Annotated in this window: 19 protein-coding genes, 1 tRNA gene and 4 pseudogenes; 12 read left to right on the forward strand and 12 right to left on the reverse strand. The window is 34.2% G+C overall.

Translation table 11 applies throughout. The annotated features are described in order from the left end of the window. The first annotated feature begins 49 nt into the window (after positions 1–49). Positions 50–1,477: a F0F1 ATP synthase subunit beta gene (gene atpD / locus AAGD95_RS02365; RefSeq protein ID WP_265026639.1), complete on the forward strand. Its 1,428-nt coding sequence runs from the start codon at positions 50–52 to the stop codon at positions 1,475–1,477. 12 nt (positions 1,478–1,489) lie between these two features. Then, entirely contained in the window at positions 1,490–1,834 is a 345-nt protein-coding gene (locus AAGD95_RS02370) for a F0F1 ATP synthase subunit epsilon (protein ID WP_341818733.1), read from the forward strand. Positions 1,835–2,027: 193 nt separating this feature from the next. On the opposite strand, the gene AAGD95_RS02375 is transcribed toward AAGD95_RS02370, so the two are convergent. Further along, positions 2,028–2,159: a hypothetical protein gene (locus AAGD95_RS02375; RefSeq protein ID WP_265015624.1), complete on the reverse strand. Its 132-nt coding sequence runs from the start codon at positions 2,157–2,159 to the stop codon at positions 2,028–2,030. Positions 2,160–2,361: 202 nt separating this feature from the next. On the opposite strand from AAGD95_RS02375, the gene AAGD95_RS02380 reads away from it, so the two are divergent. Beyond that, on the forward strand, positions 2,362–3,213 hold the full coding sequence (locus AAGD95_RS02380) for an IS982 family transposase (protein WP_410542088.1): 852 nt from the start codon (positions 2,362–2,364) through the stop codon (positions 3,211–3,213). 30 nt (positions 3,214–3,243) lie between these two features. On the opposite strand, the pseudogene AAGD95_RS02385 reads toward AAGD95_RS02380, so the two are convergent. Further along, positions 3,244–3,957, reverse strand: a pseudogene (locus tag AAGD95_RS02385) (transposase); the annotation flags it as partial. Between the two features lie 273 nt (positions 3,958–4,230). On the opposite strand from AAGD95_RS02385, the gene AAGD95_RS02390 reads away from it, so the two are divergent. The 5 genes from AAGD95_RS02390 (at position 4,231) to pnp (ending at position 10,164) form a co-directional block, all read left to right on the forward strand. Further along, complete coding sequence (locus AAGD95_RS02390; RefSeq protein ID WP_341818734.1) at positions 4,231–5,463, forward strand: hypothetical protein; 1,233 nt, start codon at positions 4,231–4,233, stop codon at positions 5,461–5,463. Positions 5,464–5,522: 59 nt separating this feature from the next. Continuing rightward, positions 5,523–6,029 (forward strand): inorganic diphosphatase, encoded by a 507-nt coding sequence (ppa, locus tag AAGD95_RS02395; RefSeq protein WP_264731982.1) that lies wholly within the window; start codon positions 5,523–5,525, stop codon positions 6,027–6,029. Positions 6,030–6,561: 532 nt separating this feature from the next. After that, positions 6,562–7,413 carry an IS982 family transposase gene (locus AAGD95_RS02400; RefSeq protein ID WP_410542088.1) on the forward strand — a complete coding sequence of 284 codons (852 nt, stop codon included), beginning with the start codon at positions 6,562–6,564 and terminating at the stop codon, positions 7,411–7,413. A gap of 190 nt (positions 7,414–7,603) precedes the next feature. Further along, positions 7,604–7,876 (forward strand): 30S ribosomal protein S15, encoded by a 273-nt coding sequence (gene rpsO / locus AAGD95_RS02405; RefSeq protein WP_006279944.1) that lies wholly within the window; start codon positions 7,604–7,606, stop codon positions 7,874–7,876. Positions 7,877–7,890: 14 nt separating this feature from the next. Continuing rightward, entirely contained in the window at positions 7,891–10,164 is a 2,274-nt protein-coding gene (pnp, locus tag AAGD95_RS02410; protein WP_341818735.1) for a polyribonucleotide nucleotidyltransferase, read from the forward strand. Positions 10,165–10,413: 249 nt separating this feature from the next. Here pnp and rpe read toward each other — a convergent pair whose 3' ends face one another. Together rpe and AAGD95_RS02420 are read right to left on the reverse strand one after the other, a co-directional pair. Continuing rightward, complete coding sequence (rpe, locus tag AAGD95_RS02415) at positions 10,414–11,094, reverse strand: ribulose-phosphate 3-epimerase (protein WP_341818736.1); 681 nt, start codon at positions 11,092–11,094, stop codon at positions 10,414–10,416. A 103-nt stretch (positions 11,095–11,197) separates the two neighbouring features. Next, positions 11,198–11,626, reverse strand: a complete 429-nt coding sequence (locus AAGD95_RS02420; RefSeq protein WP_265025804.1) for a zinc-ribbon domain-containing protein — start codon at positions 11,624–11,626, stop codon at positions 11,198–11,200. A gap of 73 nt (positions 11,627–11,699) precedes the next feature. Between AAGD95_RS02420 and dapD the strand changes: the two genes are divergently transcribed. Further along, entirely contained in the window at positions 11,700–12,530 is an 831-nt protein-coding gene (dapD, locus tag AAGD95_RS02425; protein WP_265025805.1) for a 2,3,4,5-tetrahydropyridine-2,6-dicarboxylate N-succinyltransferase, read from the forward strand. Positions 12,531–12,536: 6 nt separating this feature from the next. On the opposite strand, the gene AAGD95_RS02430 is transcribed toward dapD, so the two are convergent. Both AAGD95_RS02430 and AAGD95_RS02435 read right to left on the reverse strand, forming a co-directional pair. After that, positions 12,537–12,821, reverse strand: coding sequence for a DUF2610 domain-containing protein (locus tag AAGD95_RS02430; RefSeq protein WP_341818737.1), 285 nt, complete (start codon positions 12,819–12,821; stop codon positions 12,537–12,539). Continuing rightward, positions 12,822–13,193 carry a hypothetical protein gene (locus tag AAGD95_RS02435; protein ID WP_264338774.1) on the reverse strand — a complete coding sequence of 124 codons (372 nt, stop codon included), beginning with the start codon at positions 13,191–13,193 and terminating at the stop codon, positions 12,822–12,824. A 101-nt stretch (positions 13,194–13,294) separates the two neighbouring features. On the opposite strand from AAGD95_RS02435, the gene AAGD95_RS02440 reads away from it, so the two are divergent. Then, complete coding sequence (locus AAGD95_RS02440; RefSeq protein ID WP_341818739.1) at positions 13,295–14,341, forward strand: class I SAM-dependent methyltransferase; 1,047 nt, start codon at positions 13,295–13,297, stop codon at positions 14,339–14,341. Positions 14,342–14,428: 87 nt separating this feature from the next. On the opposite strand, the pseudogene AAGD95_RS02445 reads toward AAGD95_RS02440, so the two are convergent. Next, a pseudogene (locus AAGD95_RS02445) lies at positions 14,429–14,698 on the reverse strand (transposase); the annotation flags it as partial. A gap of 79 nt (positions 14,699–14,777) precedes the next feature. Between AAGD95_RS02445 and AAGD95_RS02450 the strand changes: the two are divergent. Beyond that, positions 14,778–14,900 (forward strand): annotated as a pseudogene (locus tag AAGD95_RS02450) (IS982 family transposase); the annotation flags it as partial. Between the two features lie 72 nt (positions 14,901–14,972). On the opposite strand, the gene AAGD95_RS02455 reads toward AAGD95_RS02450, so the two are convergent. Continuing rightward, positions 14,973–15,059: transfer RNA gene (locus AAGD95_RS02455), tRNA-Ser, on the reverse strand. A 31-nt stretch (positions 15,060–15,090) separates the two neighbouring features. Next, positions 15,091–15,228: a phage BR0599 family protein gene (locus AAGD95_RS02460; RefSeq protein WP_341818742.1), complete on the reverse strand. Its 138-nt coding sequence runs from the start codon at positions 15,226–15,228 to the stop codon at positions 15,091–15,093. Between the two features lie 65 nt (positions 15,229–15,293). On the opposite strand from AAGD95_RS02460, the pseudogene AAGD95_RS02465 reads away from it, so the two are divergent. Beyond that, positions 15,294–16,144 (forward strand): annotated as a pseudogene (locus AAGD95_RS02465) (IS982 family transposase). A gap of 1,360 nt (positions 16,145–17,504) precedes the next feature. Here the strand turns inward: AAGD95_RS02465 and recF are convergent. The 3 genes from recF to AAGD95_RS02480 form a co-directional block, all read right to left on the reverse strand. Then, positions 17,505–18,602, reverse strand: coding sequence for a DNA replication/repair protein RecF (gene recF / locus AAGD95_RS02470; RefSeq protein WP_341818743.1), 1,098 nt, complete (start codon positions 18,600–18,602; stop codon positions 17,505–17,507). Positions 18,603–18,618: 16 nt separating this feature from the next. Next, complete coding sequence (gene bcp, locus AAGD95_RS02475) at positions 18,619–19,086, reverse strand: thioredoxin-dependent thiol peroxidase (RefSeq protein WP_341818808.1); 468 nt, start codon at positions 19,084–19,086, stop codon at positions 18,619–18,621. Between the two features lie 174 nt (positions 19,087–19,260). Continuing rightward, on the reverse strand, positions 19,261–20,688 hold the full coding sequence (locus AAGD95_RS02480) for a sensor histidine kinase (protein ID WP_265035705.1): 1,428 nt from the start codon (positions 20,686–20,688) through the stop codon (positions 19,261–19,263). Positions 20,689–20,738: the final 50 nt, after the last annotated feature.

Raw genomic sequence — 20,738 nt, forward strand, 5'->3', positions numbered from 1 at the left:
TTAGAAGTTCTTTTATGGAATTCTAGTGTTAGGTGATAAAAGTAAAGAGATGAATATAGGTAGAGCGATTAAGGTAACTCAAGCAGTTGTTGATATAAAATTTGAAGGTGAATTGCCTAAAATATTTAATGCTTTAAAAAGCAAACTAAAATATAAGGATAAGGAGCTGGTTTTAGAAGTTTCGCAGCATATAGGTGACAATATAGTTCGTTGTATTGCTATGGATAGCACAGATGGCATGTCAAGGGGGGATGAATTTTTTGATACAGGTGCACCAATATCTGTGCCAATTGGGCGTTCAACTTTAGGAAGGATTTTTAATGTTGTTGGAGAGCTTATAGATGAGTGTGGTCCACTGAAGGGAAAATATAACTTAGAGTCTATACACAGAGCACCTCCAAGTTTTACTGAACAGAGAATACAGGAAGAAGTTTTAGTTACGGGAATAAAAGTTATAGATCTTCTTGCACCTTATCTTAAAGGAGGAAAAATTGGCTTATTTGGTGGAGCCGGTGTTGGTAAAACAGTCCTGATAATGGAATTAATTAATAATATAGCAAAAGCTCATAAAGGATTTTCTGTGTTTGCCGGGGTAGGGGAGAGAACACGTGAAGGTAACGATCTTTATCACGAGATGATCACTTCAAATGTAATAAATATAAATGAGCATGAAAAATCTCAAGCTGTTTTGGTTTATGGTCAGATGAATGAGCCTCCTGGAGCAAGGGCTAGAGTTGCTTTAACAGCACTTACTATGGCAGAGTATTTTCGTGACCGTGAAAACCAAGATGTTCTGTTTTTTGTGGATAATATCTTCCGTTTTACACAAGCTGGTTCTGAAATTTCTGCTTTACTTGGAAGAATACCGTCAGCTGTTGGTTATCAGCCAACCCTTGCAACTGATATGGGTGCAATGCAAGAAAGAATAGCTTCAACAACTTCTGGCTCTATTACTTCTGTGCAAGCTATATATGTTCCTGCGGACGATTTAACTGATCCAGCCCCAGCAACTACATTCTCTCATCTTGATGCCACCACAGTGTTGTCAAGGCAAATAGCTGAAATGGGAATATACCCTGCTGTTGATCCACTTGATTCAACTTCTCAGTCTTTATCTGCTGAAATCATTGGTGAAGAACATTATAAGGTAGCTTCTGAGGTGAAACGTATATTGCAAACTTATAAATCACTGCAAGATATTATCGCAATACTTGGTATGGATGAGCTATCTGATGAAGATAAAATTATTGTTGATAGGGCTCGTAAGATTCAGAAATTTCTTTCTCAACCTTTTCACGTTGCAGAAATATTTACTGGTATGCCTGGTAAATTTGTTTCACTTTCTGATACTGTTTCCAGTTTTAAAGAGATTGTTGAAGGTAAATATGATCACTTACCAGAGGCTGCTTTTTATATGGTGGGGAATGTAGATGAAGCAATAAAAAAGGCTGAATTAATACAAGCTGAAGCTAAATAAAAGTTAAAGATTATGAATACTTTTAAAGTGCAATTTTTCTCTCCTGACGATCAAATTTCATTCAGTGGAGTGGTTTCTCTTTCAGTAACTGGGCTCGAAGGGGAGCTTATGATTTTAGCTCACCATGCTCCTTACTTAATTTATTTATTGCCTGGTATGATTACTGTTAAAATGAGTAACCAAACAGGAAAGAAGGTTGTAATTGATAGTGGCGTATTAGAAGTTGCAAATAATAATTGTAGCATTATAACAAGTCAAATTCAGGTTTTTGATCGTGCAATTCATGATGAGAAATCGTTTAAAAATAAGAGAATTAGTATATATTTAAGTTCTCTTGATGAGAAGTTTCTTTCTTAGTTGTTTTAGGCAAAAAGTCGGTTATCACTTTCTTGTCATCCAAGTAGCCCAACTTTTGTCATCCAAGTGCTTTTTTTCTGTCATCCAGTATTCTCTTCCCTGTCATTCCAGTGCTCACCTTTGTCATCCCAGTGCGTGACACTGGGATGGCTTTGTTGCATAGCAACTTAAGCAGTGATGGTTTACGACAAATTTATGTAATGATTTCAAATTTAGCCATACCAATATCAGTGAATTTGTTGAGCAAATAGCACTTAATTAGTAATTCTTTTTCACGATTTACTTCAGATTTATTCCTAAAGCTAAATCCAAATACTTGCTTCAACCTTGAGAAAAATCCTTCTATGTAAGATCTCTTTCCATAAATTGCTTCCTTTTTCCACTCTTTTACACCATCTTGTCCATATAATTTTATTAACCTAAAAACGCGAATTCTGGATTAAAGGAGAATAGAAAAGGCAAGAAAACAGGGTAAACTCAGCAGTTATAAAAAAACAGATGAGGTTAACCATGGAAGATATAACAAACTGTTTTGTTTGGTCGATGATTTTTGCAGAGATATAGAGAAAAATTTTGCAGGTAAACTACTGCCAAATGGTAAAAAACCCACAAGAACAACGGAAATTGAGCACTCCGAAATCATGACAATAATCCTGCTATATCAACAATCTCCGTGTAAAAATTTCAAAACTTTCTATCTACATTACCTAACGTTGCTCTACAAATCAGAGTTTCCAAAGTTGCCTTCATATACCAGGTTTGTTGCTCTAAAGCCTAGGGTTTTGTGGCATTTAGCAATGTTGTTGCATTGGCTTTGTGGACAGTCAGAAAACACTGGAATTTCATATATAGACACAACTCCCATTGCAGTTTGTCATGCAAAAAGAATATCCAAAAACAAAGTTTTTGCTGGAATTGCAAAATTAAGCAAGAGTACTTACGGCTGGTTTTTTGGTTTCAAATTACATATGGTAATCAATGAAAATGGTGAAATTCATTCACTTACGCTAACAAAAGGCAATGTTGATGATAGGATACCTGTGCCAAATCTGACGGAAAAATTAACCGGCCTTTTGTTTGGTGACAAAGGTTATATTGCAAAAGAGCTTTTTCAGAAGCTGTTTGACCGAGGTTTGAAACTTGTTACCAAGGTGAAAAAAGGTATGAAAAATGCATTGATTTCGCTAAATGAGAAGATTTTACTGAGAAAAAGGTCTATCATTGAGACTGTTTTTGGTTACCTAAAAAATAGACTAGAAATTGAACACACTCGCCATAGATCCCCTGTTAATTTTTTGGTTCATATCTTTTCTACTCTCATTTCCTATTCCATCAAATCCAAAAAGCCTTCTATTTCCTATACTTTCTTCCTTCCTTAATCCAGAATTCGCGTTAATAGCAGCATTTCTGTCAGACATATAATCTATTTTTGAATGTTCTGCTGCATCCTTTTTTGGTAGAACTTTTGTCTTTATATCGTATTTCTTACACAATTTATAAAGTTTGTGCCTATCGTATGCCCTATCTGCATATAATGCTTTTATTTTGTGCTGAAAATTAACTTCTTCAAGCAAATCGCAAGCTCCATAGTGGTCAGAGTAGAAGCCATTACTGTATCTTGCAGCTATAGCTTTTTTACTATTTACACTTAACATAACATGTAACTTTCTTACTTGCTCGTAGCTTCGGTACTTTCTATCTGCACTGTTTTCCTTACTGTGGCCAGGAGTGTTACTGTAAATGCTGATACTTGTGCTATCTATGATAATTTCAATATTTTCCATGTTGCTTTTATCAACCCTGCAATCATTTATCTTAATATTAAGTTTTTTAAACCTTCTTGATGCTTGTGAATAGCTGATAACTGCCAAATTTTTTCCTATTTGTTGCAGATATCCTTTTATAAACCCCACCGTTTGTCTTAAACCAATTCTAAAAAGATTGACAATTATATGCACCAAAATTACGACTTTATCACTGTAAATATAGTTGCCGCCCTGCATTTTTGGACTATTTTCATACCAATTTTCGATAGCTTCATCGATGTAACGAAAAATATTTCCCCTTTTTTCAAGGAATTTGTTATATTCGTTTTGGTTACTGACTTTCATTTTCTGTGGCATATTTTTTCTTCAACAGTTAAATGGTTATTTATAATGAATTTTGTCAGTAGCCACCAGATTTTTTCGGTTGCTATGCAACAAAGCCATCCCAGTGTCACGCACTGGGATGACAAGAAGAGGGCACTGCCGTCATAAAGGAACCAGTGTCAGCTACTTGGGTGATACCTTTTTCTACTTAGTTTGGGTTATGCAAGAAGTCTAATAACATTTATTGCTATTTTATCCTATATCGTTTATACTATAAAGATAATTATTATATTGCAGGTTTGAGGGATGGTTAAGGAAATTGAAGAACTAATAAAAATTGTTGGTAAGGGTAATTTATTAGAGACGTTATTTATTTTTTTAGGTAGCTTTCAACACGCTGACTTAGATTGTAGTATGGACCACAGAAATCATTTTGGATTGTCTGCATTCATTAAAAAAGAGGTGGAGCCATTAGATGAATATTTTAACTTAAAGTTTAGTCTACAAGGGCTGTTTTTAATTTATGCTCAAGCTTATAAGATACTTAGTGAAAACAATAACCTGAATACTAAAGATGTCATAGATAAAATATATGAAGTTATTAAAGGGTCTGAGTTAAATAGAGATATAAATGAAGTAGTAGATGGAAGTAAATTAGATTTACTTAACATCTTAGCAAGTCCAAAGAGAGAACCAATATTTAAAACAGAAGAAGATTTTGAAAATAAAGTACTCATTGGTCTTAGAAAGTTACTAAGTGAAGGAAATACATTAAACAAATATGACAGAGAATTTGCATTAAATAAGTGCGTTATCAGCAGCTATTATTCCATTCATGACATAAAAGCAGATAAAGATATAGCATTGTTCTTTTCTTTGGGTGGTCACTATAAAGAACTTTCGTCATCTAACAAAACAGTAAAAAGAGAAGTATTAGAGATATGTGAGAATCAGTTAATAGAGAGCTATATAATGTTCTTGGCTGGCAAACTACACATGATCGGATTATCAAGTAGAGATGGAACCATCAAATATACAATCAACCATGAGAATGTGGATCGACAAGAGAAAGAATTAAAAATGGATGGATTAATATATCCTATAAATACAAAAAACACCCTAGAGCAACTGTTAAAAAACCAAAATAGTGATGAATTTGAACAATTAGTAACGAGCCCTAAAAATATATACTACTCAGTGCCACAAGAAGAGAATAAATGTAGGCCAAATTTCATTGTCAGCAAGAAAAAAGAAAAAGACCATAAAAACACAGTCTGTAAACTTATTTTGGGTATGTTTGTATTATCTGTTGGGTTATATGTTGCTGATTATTTCCTTATGGAGCAAAAATTGCTCAACTCAATAAAAAATGTTTTGCCACAAGATAACCTTACTAACCTGATAGTTGGTGCGGTGCTTACTATTGTAATAGTATATGCTTTATTTCAATTATCACAGAAACCACCACTTTCAACAGTCAATAAGATGACGAATGAAAATTTGAACAGCTCCATGCAAAACAATCTTAGAACTACATAAATGTAGCAACTTAAAAGCACATATTGTATAATGCTTATTCTTAAGTTAAGAGGTAATTTATGGATTTAAGTAAAATAACAGCGGGACCAAATGCGGTGAATGTGGTAATTGAAATAAGTGCAAATGCTGAGCCTGTAAAGTATGAATTTAATAAAGAGCTTGGGTTGTTACAAGTTGACAGATTTTTGTCTACCTCAATGACTTATCCTTGCAATTATGGGTTTATACCAAATACCTGCGCAGGTGATGGTGACCCTGTGGATGTTTTGGTGCTAACTCAATTTCCCTTAGCATCTAGTGTTTTAATATCGGTGCGTCCAATAGGCGCATTACTCACTAAAGATGAAAAAGGAGAAGATGAAAAGATATTAGCGGTGCCTGTTTCCAGTGTTGATAGCTATTATGACAATATAAAGGACTATTCTGACTTATCTAAAAACCTACTAGATAAAATTGCTCATTTCTTTTCTCATTATAAAGATCTAGAAAAGGGAAAAACAGTAGCAGTTGGAGAATGGGTTGGTGTAGAAGAAGCAAAGAAAATTATTGAAAAAAGCAGAAATTAGTTTTTATTGATTTATAGCTAAAGCGGCTTAGGTTTGCCTACAATTTGAAAAACAACAAATTCGTCATTCCGCTACTTGTTAGCGGAATCTATGCTGAGATACCGCGCACAACTGTACGAACATTCATTCTTGAAGGTAAACTGCACAGCAAATGGTGTCATTCCAGTGCTTGACACTGGAATGGCTTTGTTGCATCGCTACCTATGAAAGGCTAACATAGTTAGGATTATAAGCAACCTATTGAAAATCTTGTTTTTTTGCAATCAATCTGATCAAATTTAAGAATAGTAATTTGTTATTTGTATTAATAAATTTAATTCTATTGAAAATAGCTAAAGCATTGAAATTCTTGAATTTTAGCCGGATTAGTGAGTGGTAGTGAAATTTCTTTTACTCAAATTTAGGTATTCACTGACCGTTCTTGTTATAAACGCGAATTCTGGATTAAAGGAGAATAGAAAAGGCAAGAAAACAGGGTAAACTCAGCAGTTATAAAAAAACAGATGAGGTTAACCATGGAAGATATAACAAACTGTTTTGTTTGGTCGATGATTTTTGCAGAGATATAGAGAAAAATTTTGCAGGTAAACTACTGCCAAATGGTAAAAAACCCACAAGAACAACGGAAATTGAGCACTCCGAAATCATGACAATAATCCTGCTATATCAACAATCTCCGTGTAAAAATTTCAAAACTTTCTATCTACATTACCTAACGTTGCTCTACAAATCAGAGTTTCCAAAGTTGCCTTCATATACCAGGTTTGTTGCTCTAAAGCCTAGGGTTTTGTGGCATTTAGCAATGTTGTTGCATTGGCTTTGTGGACAGTCAGAAAACACTGGAATTTCATATATAGACACAACTCCCATTGCAGTTTGTCATGCAAAAAGAATATCCAAAAACAAAGTTTTTGCTGGAATTGCAAAATTAAGCAAGAGTACTTACGGCTGGTTTTTTGGTTTCAAATTACATATGGTAATCAATGAAAATGGTGAAATTCATTCACTTACGCTAACAAAAGGCAATGTTGATGATAGGATACCTGTGCCAAATCTGACGGAAAAATTAACCGGCCTTTTGTTTGGTGACAAAGGTTATATTGCAAAAGAGCTTTTTCAGAAGCTGTTTGACCGAGGTTTGAAACTTGTTACCAAGGTGAAAAAAGGTATGAAAAATGCATTGATTTCGCTAAATGAGAAGATTTTACTGAGAAAAAGGTCTATCATTGAGACTGTTTTTGGTTACCTAAAAAATAGACTAGAAATTGAACACACTCGCCATAGATCCCCTGTTAATTTTTTGGTTCATATCTTTTCTACTCTCATTTCCTATTCCATCAAATCCAAAAAGCCTTCTATTTCCTATACTTTCTTCCTTCCTTAATCCAGAATTCGCGTTAGAAGATGCGGGGAAAATCAGAAAAGGTCAGGAAATTGTATTAAATAACTTGCGTAATTTAAAGAATTATGATACTTGTTATACGATAGTGGGTAGTGTACCTATTGCAATCTGCAGTTTTATTTATGGTTGTGTGAAACCTATTCGTGTTTTTAATATTTAAAATGAGGTTTAGATGTCGATAACATCCGAAAAGAAAAAGAGTTTGATAAATATATATGCAATTAAAGAAGATGATACAGGTTCATCTTTTGTACAATGTGCAATTTTGACCGAGAGGATCAGTAATTTAACTGAGCATTTTAAAGTGCACAAGCATGACCATCACTCTAAGCGTGGTTTACTTATATTGATAGGTAGAAGACGCAAGCACTTAAATTATATAAAGCGTAAATTTGGTAATGAAGCCTATCAGGAATTAATAGAGAAGTTAGGCATTAGAAAATAATCGAGGAATTTAGTATGTTTAAAATTATAAAAAAATCTATAGAGTGGGGTGGTCGTGCCTTATCTTTAGAAACAGGAAAAATAGCACGCCAAGCTCATGGTTCAGTAGTTGTAAATTACGGTGATACTTCTGTTTTAGTAACCGTTGTAAGTAAGAAGAAGGAAGAAAATGTTGATTTCCTACCTTTAAATGTACAGTTTATCGCAAAAAGCTATGCCATAGGTAAGATCCCTGGCGGCTTTTTTAAAAGAGAAGGCAAGCCATCTGATAGAGAAACTTTAATCTCAAGAGTAATAGATAGAAGTATAAGACCACTATTTCCAGAAGGATTTAATGATGAAGTTAGTGTGGTGTGCAATCTATTAACTTATGATACAGTCAATCCTCCTGAAGTGCCAGCATTGATTGGTACTGTTGCAGCTCTTGCAATTTCTGGTGTTCCTTTTTACTTTACTATAGCTGGAGTGATGGTTGGTTGTGATGAAAATAATAACTATATACTCAACCCTTCTGTTCAAGAGATGAAAGCAAGCAGCTTGGATCTATTTTTGTCTGGTGATGAAAATTCAATTTTAATGGTTGAATCAGAAGTGAAAGAGCTCTCTGAAGAAAATGTTTTTAATGCAATAAAATTTGGCCATGAACACCTTAAGCCTGTCATTGAGCTCATAAAAGAGTTTGCTGATACAGTTGGCAATAAACCTGAAAGCTTTGCTCCTGTTGATATATCAGATATAACACAAGAGCTTGAAAAACACGGTAAAGATTTTGAGAAAGCATATTCACAAACAGTAAAACAAGAGCGAGTTCAAGCTCTAGAAGCGATCAGAGATAATATATTGAATGCTCTTAAGGAAGCTGGAAAAGACGAAAAGTTAATTACGTATGCAGTAAAAAACTTTGAAAGATCTTTAGTACGTGAAATAATTAGAAAGAAAGGTGTAAGGATAGACGGTCGTAAGCATGATGAAATACGTCAGATAGAAATTGAAGTTGATGTTCTATCCAAGACTCACGGTTCTGCGTTGTTTACCAGAGGTAACACTCAGGCGCTGGTTGTTACTGCTCTTGGCACTACGCAAGATGAGCAAATCGTGGATGATATTGAAGGGGATAGACGTGAGCACTTTATGTTACATTATAATTTTCCTCCTTTTTCTGTTGGAGAAATTTCTACTGGACGTCCACCTGGAAGAAGAGAAATTGGTCACGGTAAACTTGCTTGGAAAGCAATTCATCCTGTTTTACCCGATAAATCTGAATTTCCTTATACAATAAGAGTAGTGTCCGAAATTTTGGAGTCTGATGGTTCTTCTTCTATGGCAACAGTTTGTGGGACTTCTCTTGCTTTAATGGATACGGGTGTGCCAATAAAGGCCCCTGTTGCTGGAGTTGCTATGGGCCTTATTAAAGATAAAGACGAGTATGTGATACTTTCCGATATATTGGGTGATGAAGATTATCTTGGTGATATGGACTTTAAAGTAGCAGGAACTAGTGAAGGGGTTACGGTACTACAAATGGATATGAAAATTTCTGGTATAAGCTTTGAAATTGTTGAAAAATCTTTAGAACAGGCAAAAGCTGGAAGATTACATATTTTAGAAAAAATGAATGCAGTAATTTCAGAACACAGTGATGATGTCAAAGACCATGCACCAAGAATGTTATCATTTTACATAGATAAAGATAAAATTTCTGCAGCTATTGGTGCTAAAGGAAAAAATATACGCAGTGTGTGTGAAAGAAGTAATGCAAAAATTGAAATAGGAGATGATGGTAAAGTTTCTGTTTTTGCCACGAGTGGCACTGAAGCTGAAATTGCAAAGAGTATGATGATTGATTCAATAACAGAACTAGAACAAGGTTCTATAGTTGATGTCAAGGTTGTAAGAATAGAGAAGTCTATTGTAGAGCTTGAATTTCTTAATGGCAAAAAAGGAAAAATGCACATAAGTGAAGTAGCTAATGAACACATAGATTCTATAGAGAGCATACTTAAACAAGATGATACTTTCAAAGCACTAGTAATTGACTTCGAAAAAGGTGGATGTCCAAAGTTGTCAAGACGTCGGGTTGATCAAGAGACGGGAGAGTTTTTTGAAGGTGAGCTTTACAACGAGGAAAGGAAAGATGGTCCAAATGACAGGGATAATTATTACAATAATTCATTTAATAGAAAACCTGGAGGAAGTCACCATAAGAGGCCTCCTCGTCCTCGTTCTGGTTTCAGCAACAGAAACAGGCCGAAATTTGGTAATAATGATTCATCATCAGGTTTTTATTAAGAGTAAACTTCTTGCGTTACCTCTCGTCATTCCAGTGTCAAGCACTGGAATGACACCCTTTCTGGTGAAGGTTGTTCTCAAATCACAATGTTAGTACAATTGTGGTGTTAGCTATAGCTAACCCAAGAAAGGTTTCCCTACGTCATACCGCAATTCATTCGCGGTATAGATTCCGCTAACGAGTAGCGAAATGACGAATTTATTGTTTTCAAATTGTAGGTAAACCTAAGCCACTTTAGCTATATAGGGTCACAACGATGGATTTTTAAGATCGTTTACGGCCTTCTTAATATCTTCAGCCTTGAATATCGCCGATCCCGCAACTAAAATATCTGCACCTGCTTTTATTATATCAGCTGCGTTAGAAAAGTTAATTCCACCATCTACTGAAATTTGTGTTTTAAGATTATGCTCCTGTATCATTTTTTTTATAGTAGATATCTTGTTCAACTGTGAATGAATAAATTCCTGCCCTCCAAAGCCAGGGTTGACTGTCATAATCAGCACAATATCTAGCTCATGTATTATGTATTCAAGCACACTTGGGAAAGTTGAAGGAACAATTGAAACTCCAACTTGAATCGGTTTTTTTGCATCGTTTACATTTTTGTATGACTTTATCTTTCTTATCAACCTCTCAAGATGTATCTCTGCTTCTGCATGTACAGTGATAATATCAGCACCAGCATTTATAAAGCTTTCAATGTGGTTACCAGGAGATTTGACCATTAAATGCACATCAAAAGGAAGATTGCTATATTTACGTATTGCAGAGACAACGCTAGGACCAATTGTAATATTTGGAACGAAATTCCCATCCATAACGTCTATGTGTATGTAATCTACACCTAAATCGCTAATTTTTCTTACTTCTTCTCCTAATTTTGCAAAGTCTGCTGAAAGTATAGAAGGTGCAATTTTAATACTCATGAGCTGCCTTTTTTGTTAAAAAATAACTTATTTTTAAAACTCTGTCACCCTAAGCACCATCTGAATAACTAGAGGAACTGGATACCGATATCGGTATGCCTATTTAACTAGATCTTAAATTAGATAAAAAAAGGTAGTCTTGATAAAACTTATTTACAGCAAGTTTTTTTACATTTGGACTTTCTGTTTGTTCTTTTTTGTACCCTAATTTATAGCCTATTGAATCCTTATATGAACTGATCGTTTTGTATGCTTTGTTCATCTCTCTAGGAAAGATGCCATTAGCAATTACGACGCATAACCCCGTAGCTGTTGCAAAAGCTAGAGTGGTAAATGCTAGATTTTGTAAAAAATTCCTTCCACTAACTTTTTTTTCCTGTATATTAGCAGAGTGCGATTTGTTTGACACTTCTTCTAGATATTCATGCCATATGTGATTGCAGTTCGTACATTTTACCTTCCTTCCAGACGCACCAATTTGCTTAGGAGATACTAAGTAAGTTTTAGTACAACTATTACATTGTATTTTCATAGCACTTACATATAAGTAGTAACAAGCCCAAATGATACGAGCTATAAATTTAATATCAATATATATATAACAAATGGAAGGTTTGCAACTAAAAAAAACACAGAGTGAGATAAAAGATATTTGGAAAAATAGAGAAAAATTTAATGACTGTAATCTAAAGAAAACAGCAAGAATAGCAATTAAAGAGGTAATTGAGCTCCTTGATAGTGGCAAAATTAGAGTAGCAGAAAAGCTATCAAGTGGAGAATGGGTAGTACATAAGTGGATAAAGCAGGCAATATTATTACATTTTCTCACTGAAGAAAGCAAAATAATAGACAATACCAATTGCTGGTTTGACAAGATCGGTAACAAGTTTAGTGAATGGAATGAGGAAAAATTTCGCCGGTTAAAAATTAGAGCAGTTCCTGGGTGTTTTGTTCGCCGATCTGCTTATATAGGTACAAATGTTGTTCTAATGCCAAGTTTTATCAACGTTGGTGCATATGTTGATTCAGGAACAATGATAGATACCTGGTCAACGATTGGTAGCTGTGCGCAAATAGGAAAAAACTGCCATATTTCCGGTGGAGTGGGAATAGGTGGAGTTTTAGAGCCTATTCAAGCTTCACCTGTCATTATAGAAGATAATTGCTTTATTGGAGCACGTAGCGAGGTGGCCGAGGGTGTGGTAGTGAGAGAAGGATCAGTCCTTGGCATGGGTGTGTTTATTGGGGCATCAACAAAAATTATTGATAGAGAAACTAGCAAGGTATTTTATGGCGAAGTGCCGCCTTATTCTGTAGTGATACCAGGGTCTATTCCATCTAAAAATAACATTTCAACCTATTGTGCAGTCATAGTAAAAAAAGTGGATGAAAAGACGAGATCGAAAGTCTCTATAAATGAAATATTGAGGGATTAAACTATCTCACTGCTTGTAGTCACTTTTTTTATCATTATTACTAACCACAGTAATGGCATACGCGCATAGCTCTGAGAAAGAGACTCCATTTTCTTGAGATAATTTATATAATTTTTGTAGACTTTCTTTTACTTTATTAGGGATATTCCCTCCACGTTCTTTTACAAGCCAGGAATCTTGATGATGAATTGGATGAGCATCACTTTTTGGATTTCCTATATATATTGCAAAAGGTGAACTTTGCCCTTTGAAGTCACATTGTACAGTAAATTTTTTTATAGATTCAGCCATCTAAAGACCTCTACTTTTCTTTTTGGTCGATTTTATAGCAGGTGGAAGAGGTGGTTTCTTTATAAAATCTTGTCTATTGACAACACTTTCTTTACCTTCCAAAGCTCGGCAAACATCAGCTCTGCTTAATTGCGACTCTTTTGCTACCTTCATTCCATGCTTTGCCATAATATTAGCATATGCTAGTACTTTTTTTACCAATTCTAGATCACCATTTAGCATTTGAACTAGCACTTGAAATACCTCTGCTAAAGTTAACCCGTCAGCATTTATAACCTTGTTTTCTATAAAATTGACAGCTTCTTCAAATTTGTATTCAATACTATCATCTTGAGGTATAAGGGCAACATAATCGGTGTTTTTGTCGTCCATAACTGAAGCACTATTACTCACAAACTTAAGTTTATACTATATATATAAATACTCTACTATTTTATAGTATGGCACACTATAGTTAAACATTTATTAATAACATGCTCACTTATATACACGAATTAATTGACAAAAGTCAAGGATCAATATCCATCAGTGATTTCATGAATGCCGTTTTGTACCATGAAAAATACGGCTATTATACGAATAAATTACCACTTGGTAAGGATGGTGATTTTACTACTGCACCTGAGATCAGCCAATTATTTGGTGAAGTCATTGCAGTTTGGATAATGCATACATGGGAAAAATTAGGAAAGCCATCAAAATTTTCTCTAGTTGAACTTGGACCAGGCAAAGGAACACTCATTCACGATATAATAAGAGTCACTAAAAAATACAGCAGCTTTTTTAATTCAATGTCTATCTACTTAGTTGAAATAAGCCCTACTTTACGGAAGATACAAAAGGAAAAATTAAAAGGCTTAGATGTTAATTGGCACAAAAATATTGACAACCTACCAGAACAACCAACCATTTTTTTAGCAAATGAGTTCTTTGACGCTCTTCCGATAGATCAGTTTGTATATCGTAATGAGGGGTGGTATGAAAATAGGGTGACAAAACAAGATGATGGCAGTCTCTTGGTGTCATGCCAGTGCGTGACACTGGAATCAAGAAAAAAAGAATCATGGATTCCAGTGTCAGCTACTTGCATGACAGGGGGTTTCGATGGTGCAGTGGTGGAAATATGTTCAACTGGGGTTGAAATATTAAAAAAACTTGAGAAGAAGATATATAATCATAAAGGAGCTGCTTTGATTATAGATTACGGTTATGTATACCCCGCGTATAAGAGCACTTTGCAATCGATAAAACAACATAAGTATGCTAATTCTCTTGAGAATGTTGGTAATAGTGATATTACCGCACTTGTAAATTTTCAAGCATTAAAAGATTCATTAAAACACGTAGATTGCGAGATTTTAACTCAAAGGGAATTTTTATATCTTTTTGGCATAAAAGAAAGAACCCAGGCTTTAATGAAAAGCGCAAGTGATGAACAAAGGAATAGGATCTTTAGTGAATTCCTAAGGTTGACTGAAAATATGGGCACTCTTTTTAAAGCAATGCTATTGATAGCATAGCTAAAGTAATTTATGTTATTGGGTAAGTTAAAAATATGATATAAATGAGATAAGAGGGAGCTACTCACTATAGACGCGAATTCTGGATTAAGGAAGGAAGAAAGTATAGGAAATAGAAGGCTTTTTGGATTTGATGGAATAGGAAATGAGAGTAGAAAAGATATGAACCAAAAAATTAACAGGGGATCTATGGCGAGTGTGTTCAATTTCTAGTCTATTTTTTAGGTAACCAAAAACAGTCTCAATGATAGACCTTTTTCTCAGTAAAATCTTCTCATTTAGCGAAATCAATGCATTTTTCATACCTTTTTTCACCTTGGTAACAAGTTTCAAATCTCGGTCAAACAGCTTCTGAAAACGCGAATTCTGGATTAAAGGAGAATAGAAAAGGCAAGAAAACAGGGTAACCTCATCTATTAATCCAGAATTCGCGTTAGAAATTGAACACACTCGCCATAGATCCCCTGTTAATTTTTTGGTTCATATCTTTTCTACTCTCATTTCCTATTCCATCAAATCCAAAAAGCCTTCTATTTCCTATACTTTCTTCCTTCCTTAATCCAGAATTCGCGTTATAGGAATAGAGTTGCGCGCGCGACTGAGGGTTTTATACCATTCTAGAAGTAATATACGGAAAAGGGGGGATTCGAACCCCCGACATATTTTCATATGTGCACGCTTTCCAAGCGTGTGCTTTAGACCACTCAGCCACCTTTCCATGCTTATTCATAATATTGAAAATTGTACTGCTAAACAATATAAAAACCTGGTATATAGGGTTCACCACGAAAATTTACAGTATTGTTAAACTTGCTTCTGCAAGTTGGAAATGTTTTATTGCAACCTGCAAACGCGAATTCTGGATTAAAGGAGAATAGAAAAGGCAAGAAAACAGGGTAAACTCAGCAGTTATAAAAAAACAGATGAGGTTAACCATGGAAGATATAACAAACTGTTTTGTTTGGTCGATGATTTTTGCAGAGATATAGAGAAAAATTTTGCAGGTAAACTACTGCCAAATGGTAAAAAACCCACAAGAACAACGGAAATTGAGCACTCCGAAATCATGACAATAATCCTGCTATATCAACAATCTCCGTGTAAAAATTTCAAAACTTTCTATCTACATTACCTAACGTTGCTCTACAAATCAGAGTTTCCAAAGTTGCCTTCATATACCAGGTTTGTTGCTCTAAAGCCTAGGGTTTTGTGGCATTTAGCAATGTTGTTGCATTGGCTTTGTGGACAGTCAGAAAACACTGGAATTTCATATATAGACACAACTCCCATTGCAGTTTGTCATGCAAAAAGAATATCCAAAACAAAGTTTTTGCTGGAATTGCAAAATTAAGCAAGAGTACTTACGGCTGGTTTTTTGGTTTCAAATTACATATGGTAATCAATGAAAATGGTGAAATTCATTCACTTACGCTAACAAAAGGCAATGTTGATGATAGGATACCTGTGCCAAATCTGACGGAAAAATTAACCGGCCTTTTGTTTGGTGACAAAGGTTATATTGCAAAAGAGCTTTTTCAGAAGCTGTTTGACCGAGGTTTGAAACTTGTTACCAAGGTGAAAAAAGGTATGAAAAATGCATTGATTTCGCTAAATGAGAAGATTTTACTGAGAAAAAGGTCTATCATTGAGACTGTTTTTGGTTACCTAAAAAATAGACTAGAAATTGAACACACTCGCCATAGATCCCCTGTTAATTTTTTGGTTCATATCTTTTCTACTCTCATTTCCTATTCCATCAAATCCAAAAAGCCTTCTATTTCCTATACTTTCTTCCTTCCTTAATCCAGAATTCGCGTTTAAAGGAGCACCATTATTCCACAATTATACGAACTTGTGATTTAAGAGTAATCTCTGCCAAGAAAGGTGTCATCCCAGTGCTTGACACTGGGATGGCTTTGTTGCATCGCTAGCTATGATGGATTAAAGATAAAAAAGATGGAGAATATCAGTAGCTTATTATTCTGGTATTTATAACAAGAACGGTCAGTGAATACCTAAATTTGAGTAAAAGAAATTTCACTACCACTCACTAATCCGGCTAAAATTCAAGAATTTCAATGCTTTAGCTATTTTCAATAGAATTAAGTTTATTAATATAAATAATAAATTACTATTCTTAAATTTGATCAGATTGATTGCAAAAAAACAAGATTTTCAATAGGTTGCTTATAATCCTAACTATAGTTAGCCTTTCATAAGTAGCGATGCAACAAAGCCCACTGGGATCCAGGAAAAAGAATGGTGTCATCCAAGTAGCTGACACTGGAATGACAGCAGTCCTAAGTCATACCGTCACGGTATCTCATCCGCTAACATAGTAGCAACTGTTCTCCCTTGTCATACCGTCACGGTATCTCTAGATCCCGCTAACAACTTACTATTACCCACAAATAAAGACATGGTATTGTATTTACTCAAATAATTTAATTTTATTAACCTGAAAGCTTATTGGATTAAAATTATTAAATTAAGAGTTATAATTTTAGCAACTAAAAGCTGTAAATTGCACCATATAAACAGTTATTTCAAGCAAAAGTTATGCCATTAAGAGCTATGCAACAAACATTTATATTTGTGGGTAATAGTAAGCGCTAACAAGCAGCGGGATGACGAGCTTATCGTCATGCCACCACGAACCGTCATACCACGATTCATTCGCGGTATCCCTTAGCATAGATCCCGCTAACAAGCAGCGGGATGACGGTTGTCGTTTAGCCATAAATGTTTAAGAAATTTACCAAACGAAAAAAAAGGCAAAAGAAACCCTAGTCACTGTCTATTTTCAGTATTGGCGTTTTTTAAGTCTTAAACACTGCAATTTAGCTGCTTTTAAATGCAACTCACCTTAGTTTAAATGTTTAAGAAATTTACTAAGCAGAAAAAAAGGCAAAAGAAATCCCGTGTTAGCTAGTTGTCACTCTCTAATCCTGCAAATTGGCGTACTATACTGTCTTAAACGACTTATAAGCGCGTTTCAGCTTATATAGGTAAAAACCCAGAAATGTTGTGAAGACATAAGGTGCACATAGTGCAAAAAATTAAAAATAAGACGCCAACTACGTTGTTTTCTTGCTGTTTAATCTGCACAAATGAAGATAACTGAATACCTTCAGCGCCATGATAAGGGGGCTGGCGAGGTTTGTCAAGGAAGTTTTGCATTTAATTCATTTGATAATTCAAAAAACTTGAAAGAATAAAGATAGCTATTGAAATTATCTTGATTTACATCAGTTATCCAAGTTTGACATTGAATACTTAACACTTCCTCCATTAACGCCTTTCTGTAATGTTTATCCAAATGAGACATTATATCATCAAGTAGAAGAAGTGGTGCCTTATTGTAATGAATACACCTTGCTTTTACACTGGATAAAATAATAGAAAGCAGTAATAACTTTTGTTCTCCAGTGGAGCACAGATTTATTGGTACGTTTCTTTTTTGGCAAAAAACCCGAAAATTATCGTTATGCACACCAAAGGTTACTCTACCAGTCAATGAGTCTTTTTCTCTGTTTTCCTTTAGGCGATTCTGAAAATATTCTGCAGTATCGTTCAAAGTTAGTTGGCTGCTGAATTTTAAACTTGCCTTCGGAAAAAGCTCACTGGAATGGTTATCAATTGTGTCTTGTAGTGTCTTTAAAACAGACGATCGCATACGTAAAATACTAACTGCATTAACGGCCATTATGTTTTCAAGACTAGAGAGCCAATTTTCGTCCAAGGTGTTCTCTCTCAACAGTTTACTTCGCTCACGTTTAGCTTTTCTGTGTTTCATGTAGCAGCAAGTGTAATTTTCTTCAAACAGTGAGACTATACGGTCTAAAAATTTTAATCTGTCACTTGGAGAATTAAGAAGAACATAGTCCATTTGTGGAATCAGCCATATTACATTGGATATCTTATACAGAGATGAATAACTCGATTGCGTTTTTCCATCAATTTGTATTAGTTTCTTATCAAAACTCTTTGCGATACCAATTGAATTAAAATCTGTTCCATTAAAAAAATCATAGTGCACTACCCAATCTTCATTACTGAATCTATTTTGTATCTCACTGGCTTTTGCTTTTTTCATTCCATTGCTTTTAGCAAGCAACGAGATTGCTTCAAGTATATTAGTTTTACCAATACCGTTTTTGCCAGTTATTACAACTGAGCTATCATCTGAATCCAGTTCAAAGTTTGAGTGGCTACGAAAATTATGTAATTTCAGCTTTTTTATGTAGCAATGGGTAGCCATTAACCTATTCTTTAGTTTATATTCTCTTTACTTCTTCCAGAACCTCATCAACATGTCCACTAACTTTTACATTTTTCCAGATCTTCACTACTTTACCTTTTTTATCTATTAAAAAAGTAGTGCGTTCTATTCCCATATACTTTTTGCCAAACATACTTTTCTCTACCCAAACACCATATTTTCCCAACATTTCAGCATTCTCATCAGAAACTAAAGAAAATGGCAGAGAATATTTTGCTTTGAAGTTAGCGTGGCACTTAACGCTATCTTTTGATACACCAATTATCACTGTATCGAGGGAAGAGAAGTCATCTATTTTATCTCTAAAGCCTTTTGCCTCCATTGTACAACCCGGAGTATCATCTTTAGGATAAAAATAAAGAACTACATTTTTTTTATCAAAGAATTCACTCAATGATAAATTTTCACCAGAATCTGTTGGTAAGCTAAAATCAGGTGCATTATTTCCTACTGCTAATTCCATACCTTGCTCCATTAATAACACTTTTATCTATAGTAGTATATTGTAGTCAGAGTATCAAATTTTATATATAGCTAACACAGATAAGATTCTTGATAGGGGGCTTATTGATAACTGCCTTCTCGGCTTGCCGCTTTTGATAAAGTGTGATTCTCAAGACCATATCAATAGATCCTATTAAAAATCAATCGAATCTTCACATGTTTGTTCTTCATAAAAGAAGTTCAATGTTATTGTAGTACCAAGTTTTGCTTCACTTTTAATGTCGAAAGTTCCACCCATTAACTCTACTAATTTCTTGCTTAGCGGCAATCCGATGCCCGTACCTTCATTTCTATATCCCGAATTTGCTTGGCCAAAAACAGACATAACTTTATATATATCCTGCTGCATTATTCCTATTCCATTGTCATGAAACTCAATAGTTAATAAGTTTTTTTCTATATTTTCTTTTACCACCATTCTTATTAAACCACCCTTTGGGGTAAATTTGATTGAGTTTGATAATAAATTTATTATAACTTGTTTCATTCTCTTAGGATCTGCAATAACTAATAATTGCTTATTAGGTATCTCTTTTTTTAAATTAATCTCAGTTTCTCTTAATTTAGGTAATAGCATATTTATGCATGAATCCATTATTTTGTTCAGGTTAAACTTCACTTTTTCTACTGTTAAACTACTTGATTCAGCTTTTGAAAAATCTAACACATCATTAATTAAGGTAAGTAAGTGTGTTCCTGCATTATATATATCGTCTGCATACTCCTTGTATTGAGAATTATCCATTGAACCTAAAGTTTTATTTTTGATCAACTCCGCAAATCCAATAATAGCATTAAGAGGTGTGCGTAATTCATGTGTAACGCTTGCAAAAAACTTTAGCTTGTTTGCATTTTCTTGCTCTAATGTCTCTTTTATCTGCTGTAATTCAATGTTAGTTTTATGTTGCTTGGCTAGCATTTGGGTATTAGAAAAGTGCAAATAGAACATTATTAATATTAAAATTATTAATAATAAGCCTAAAAATGTTAAAAATAGGCCATATGCTATAATATAAGAATTATTGTAGTTTCGAAGAATCTTCAAAAAAAACGACGGTTTAACGCTATTTTCATGGAATATAGGGAAAATAGAAGTTAATGTATTTCCTGTAGTATAAAATATTTCTTGGTTACTTAATAGTTTATCAATTTCATCGTTTGTAAGTAACTGTTCATAATCATAATCTTGAGTGTTAAAATTACTGAATATTATTCTGCCGTTTTGATCATACAGTATTAAGCTGAAATCCTTTACTTTGCTCACTGATTGTAATAATTCAGCACGCAGCTTTACCAGTTGGTTTATGTAATCAAAACTTTTGTATTTAATGTGATGCTTTTCTATTAGTAAATAATGGTATTTTTTTATGATACCATTTTCCAGTACACTTTTTAAGTTTACACTTGAATCACGGTAAGAAGAAAGGAAATTACTCCTTAGTAAATAATTACAATATATCACACTGAATAAAATCATAAAGATCGATGAGAGTAATACAATAACTTTTGTGTATTTGTTTTTCTCCAGTGCAGAAAACATTAATTTACCTAGCTTATACATATCCTTCTTATTGTGAAACAACGGTTTTTATGTTATTAATAATAAAATTT

Source organism: Wolbachia endosymbiont (group B) of Ennomos erosarius, from assembly GCF_964026905.1.
Classification (GTDB): Bacteria; Pseudomonadota; Alphaproteobacteria; order Rickettsiales; family Anaplasmataceae; genus Wolbachia.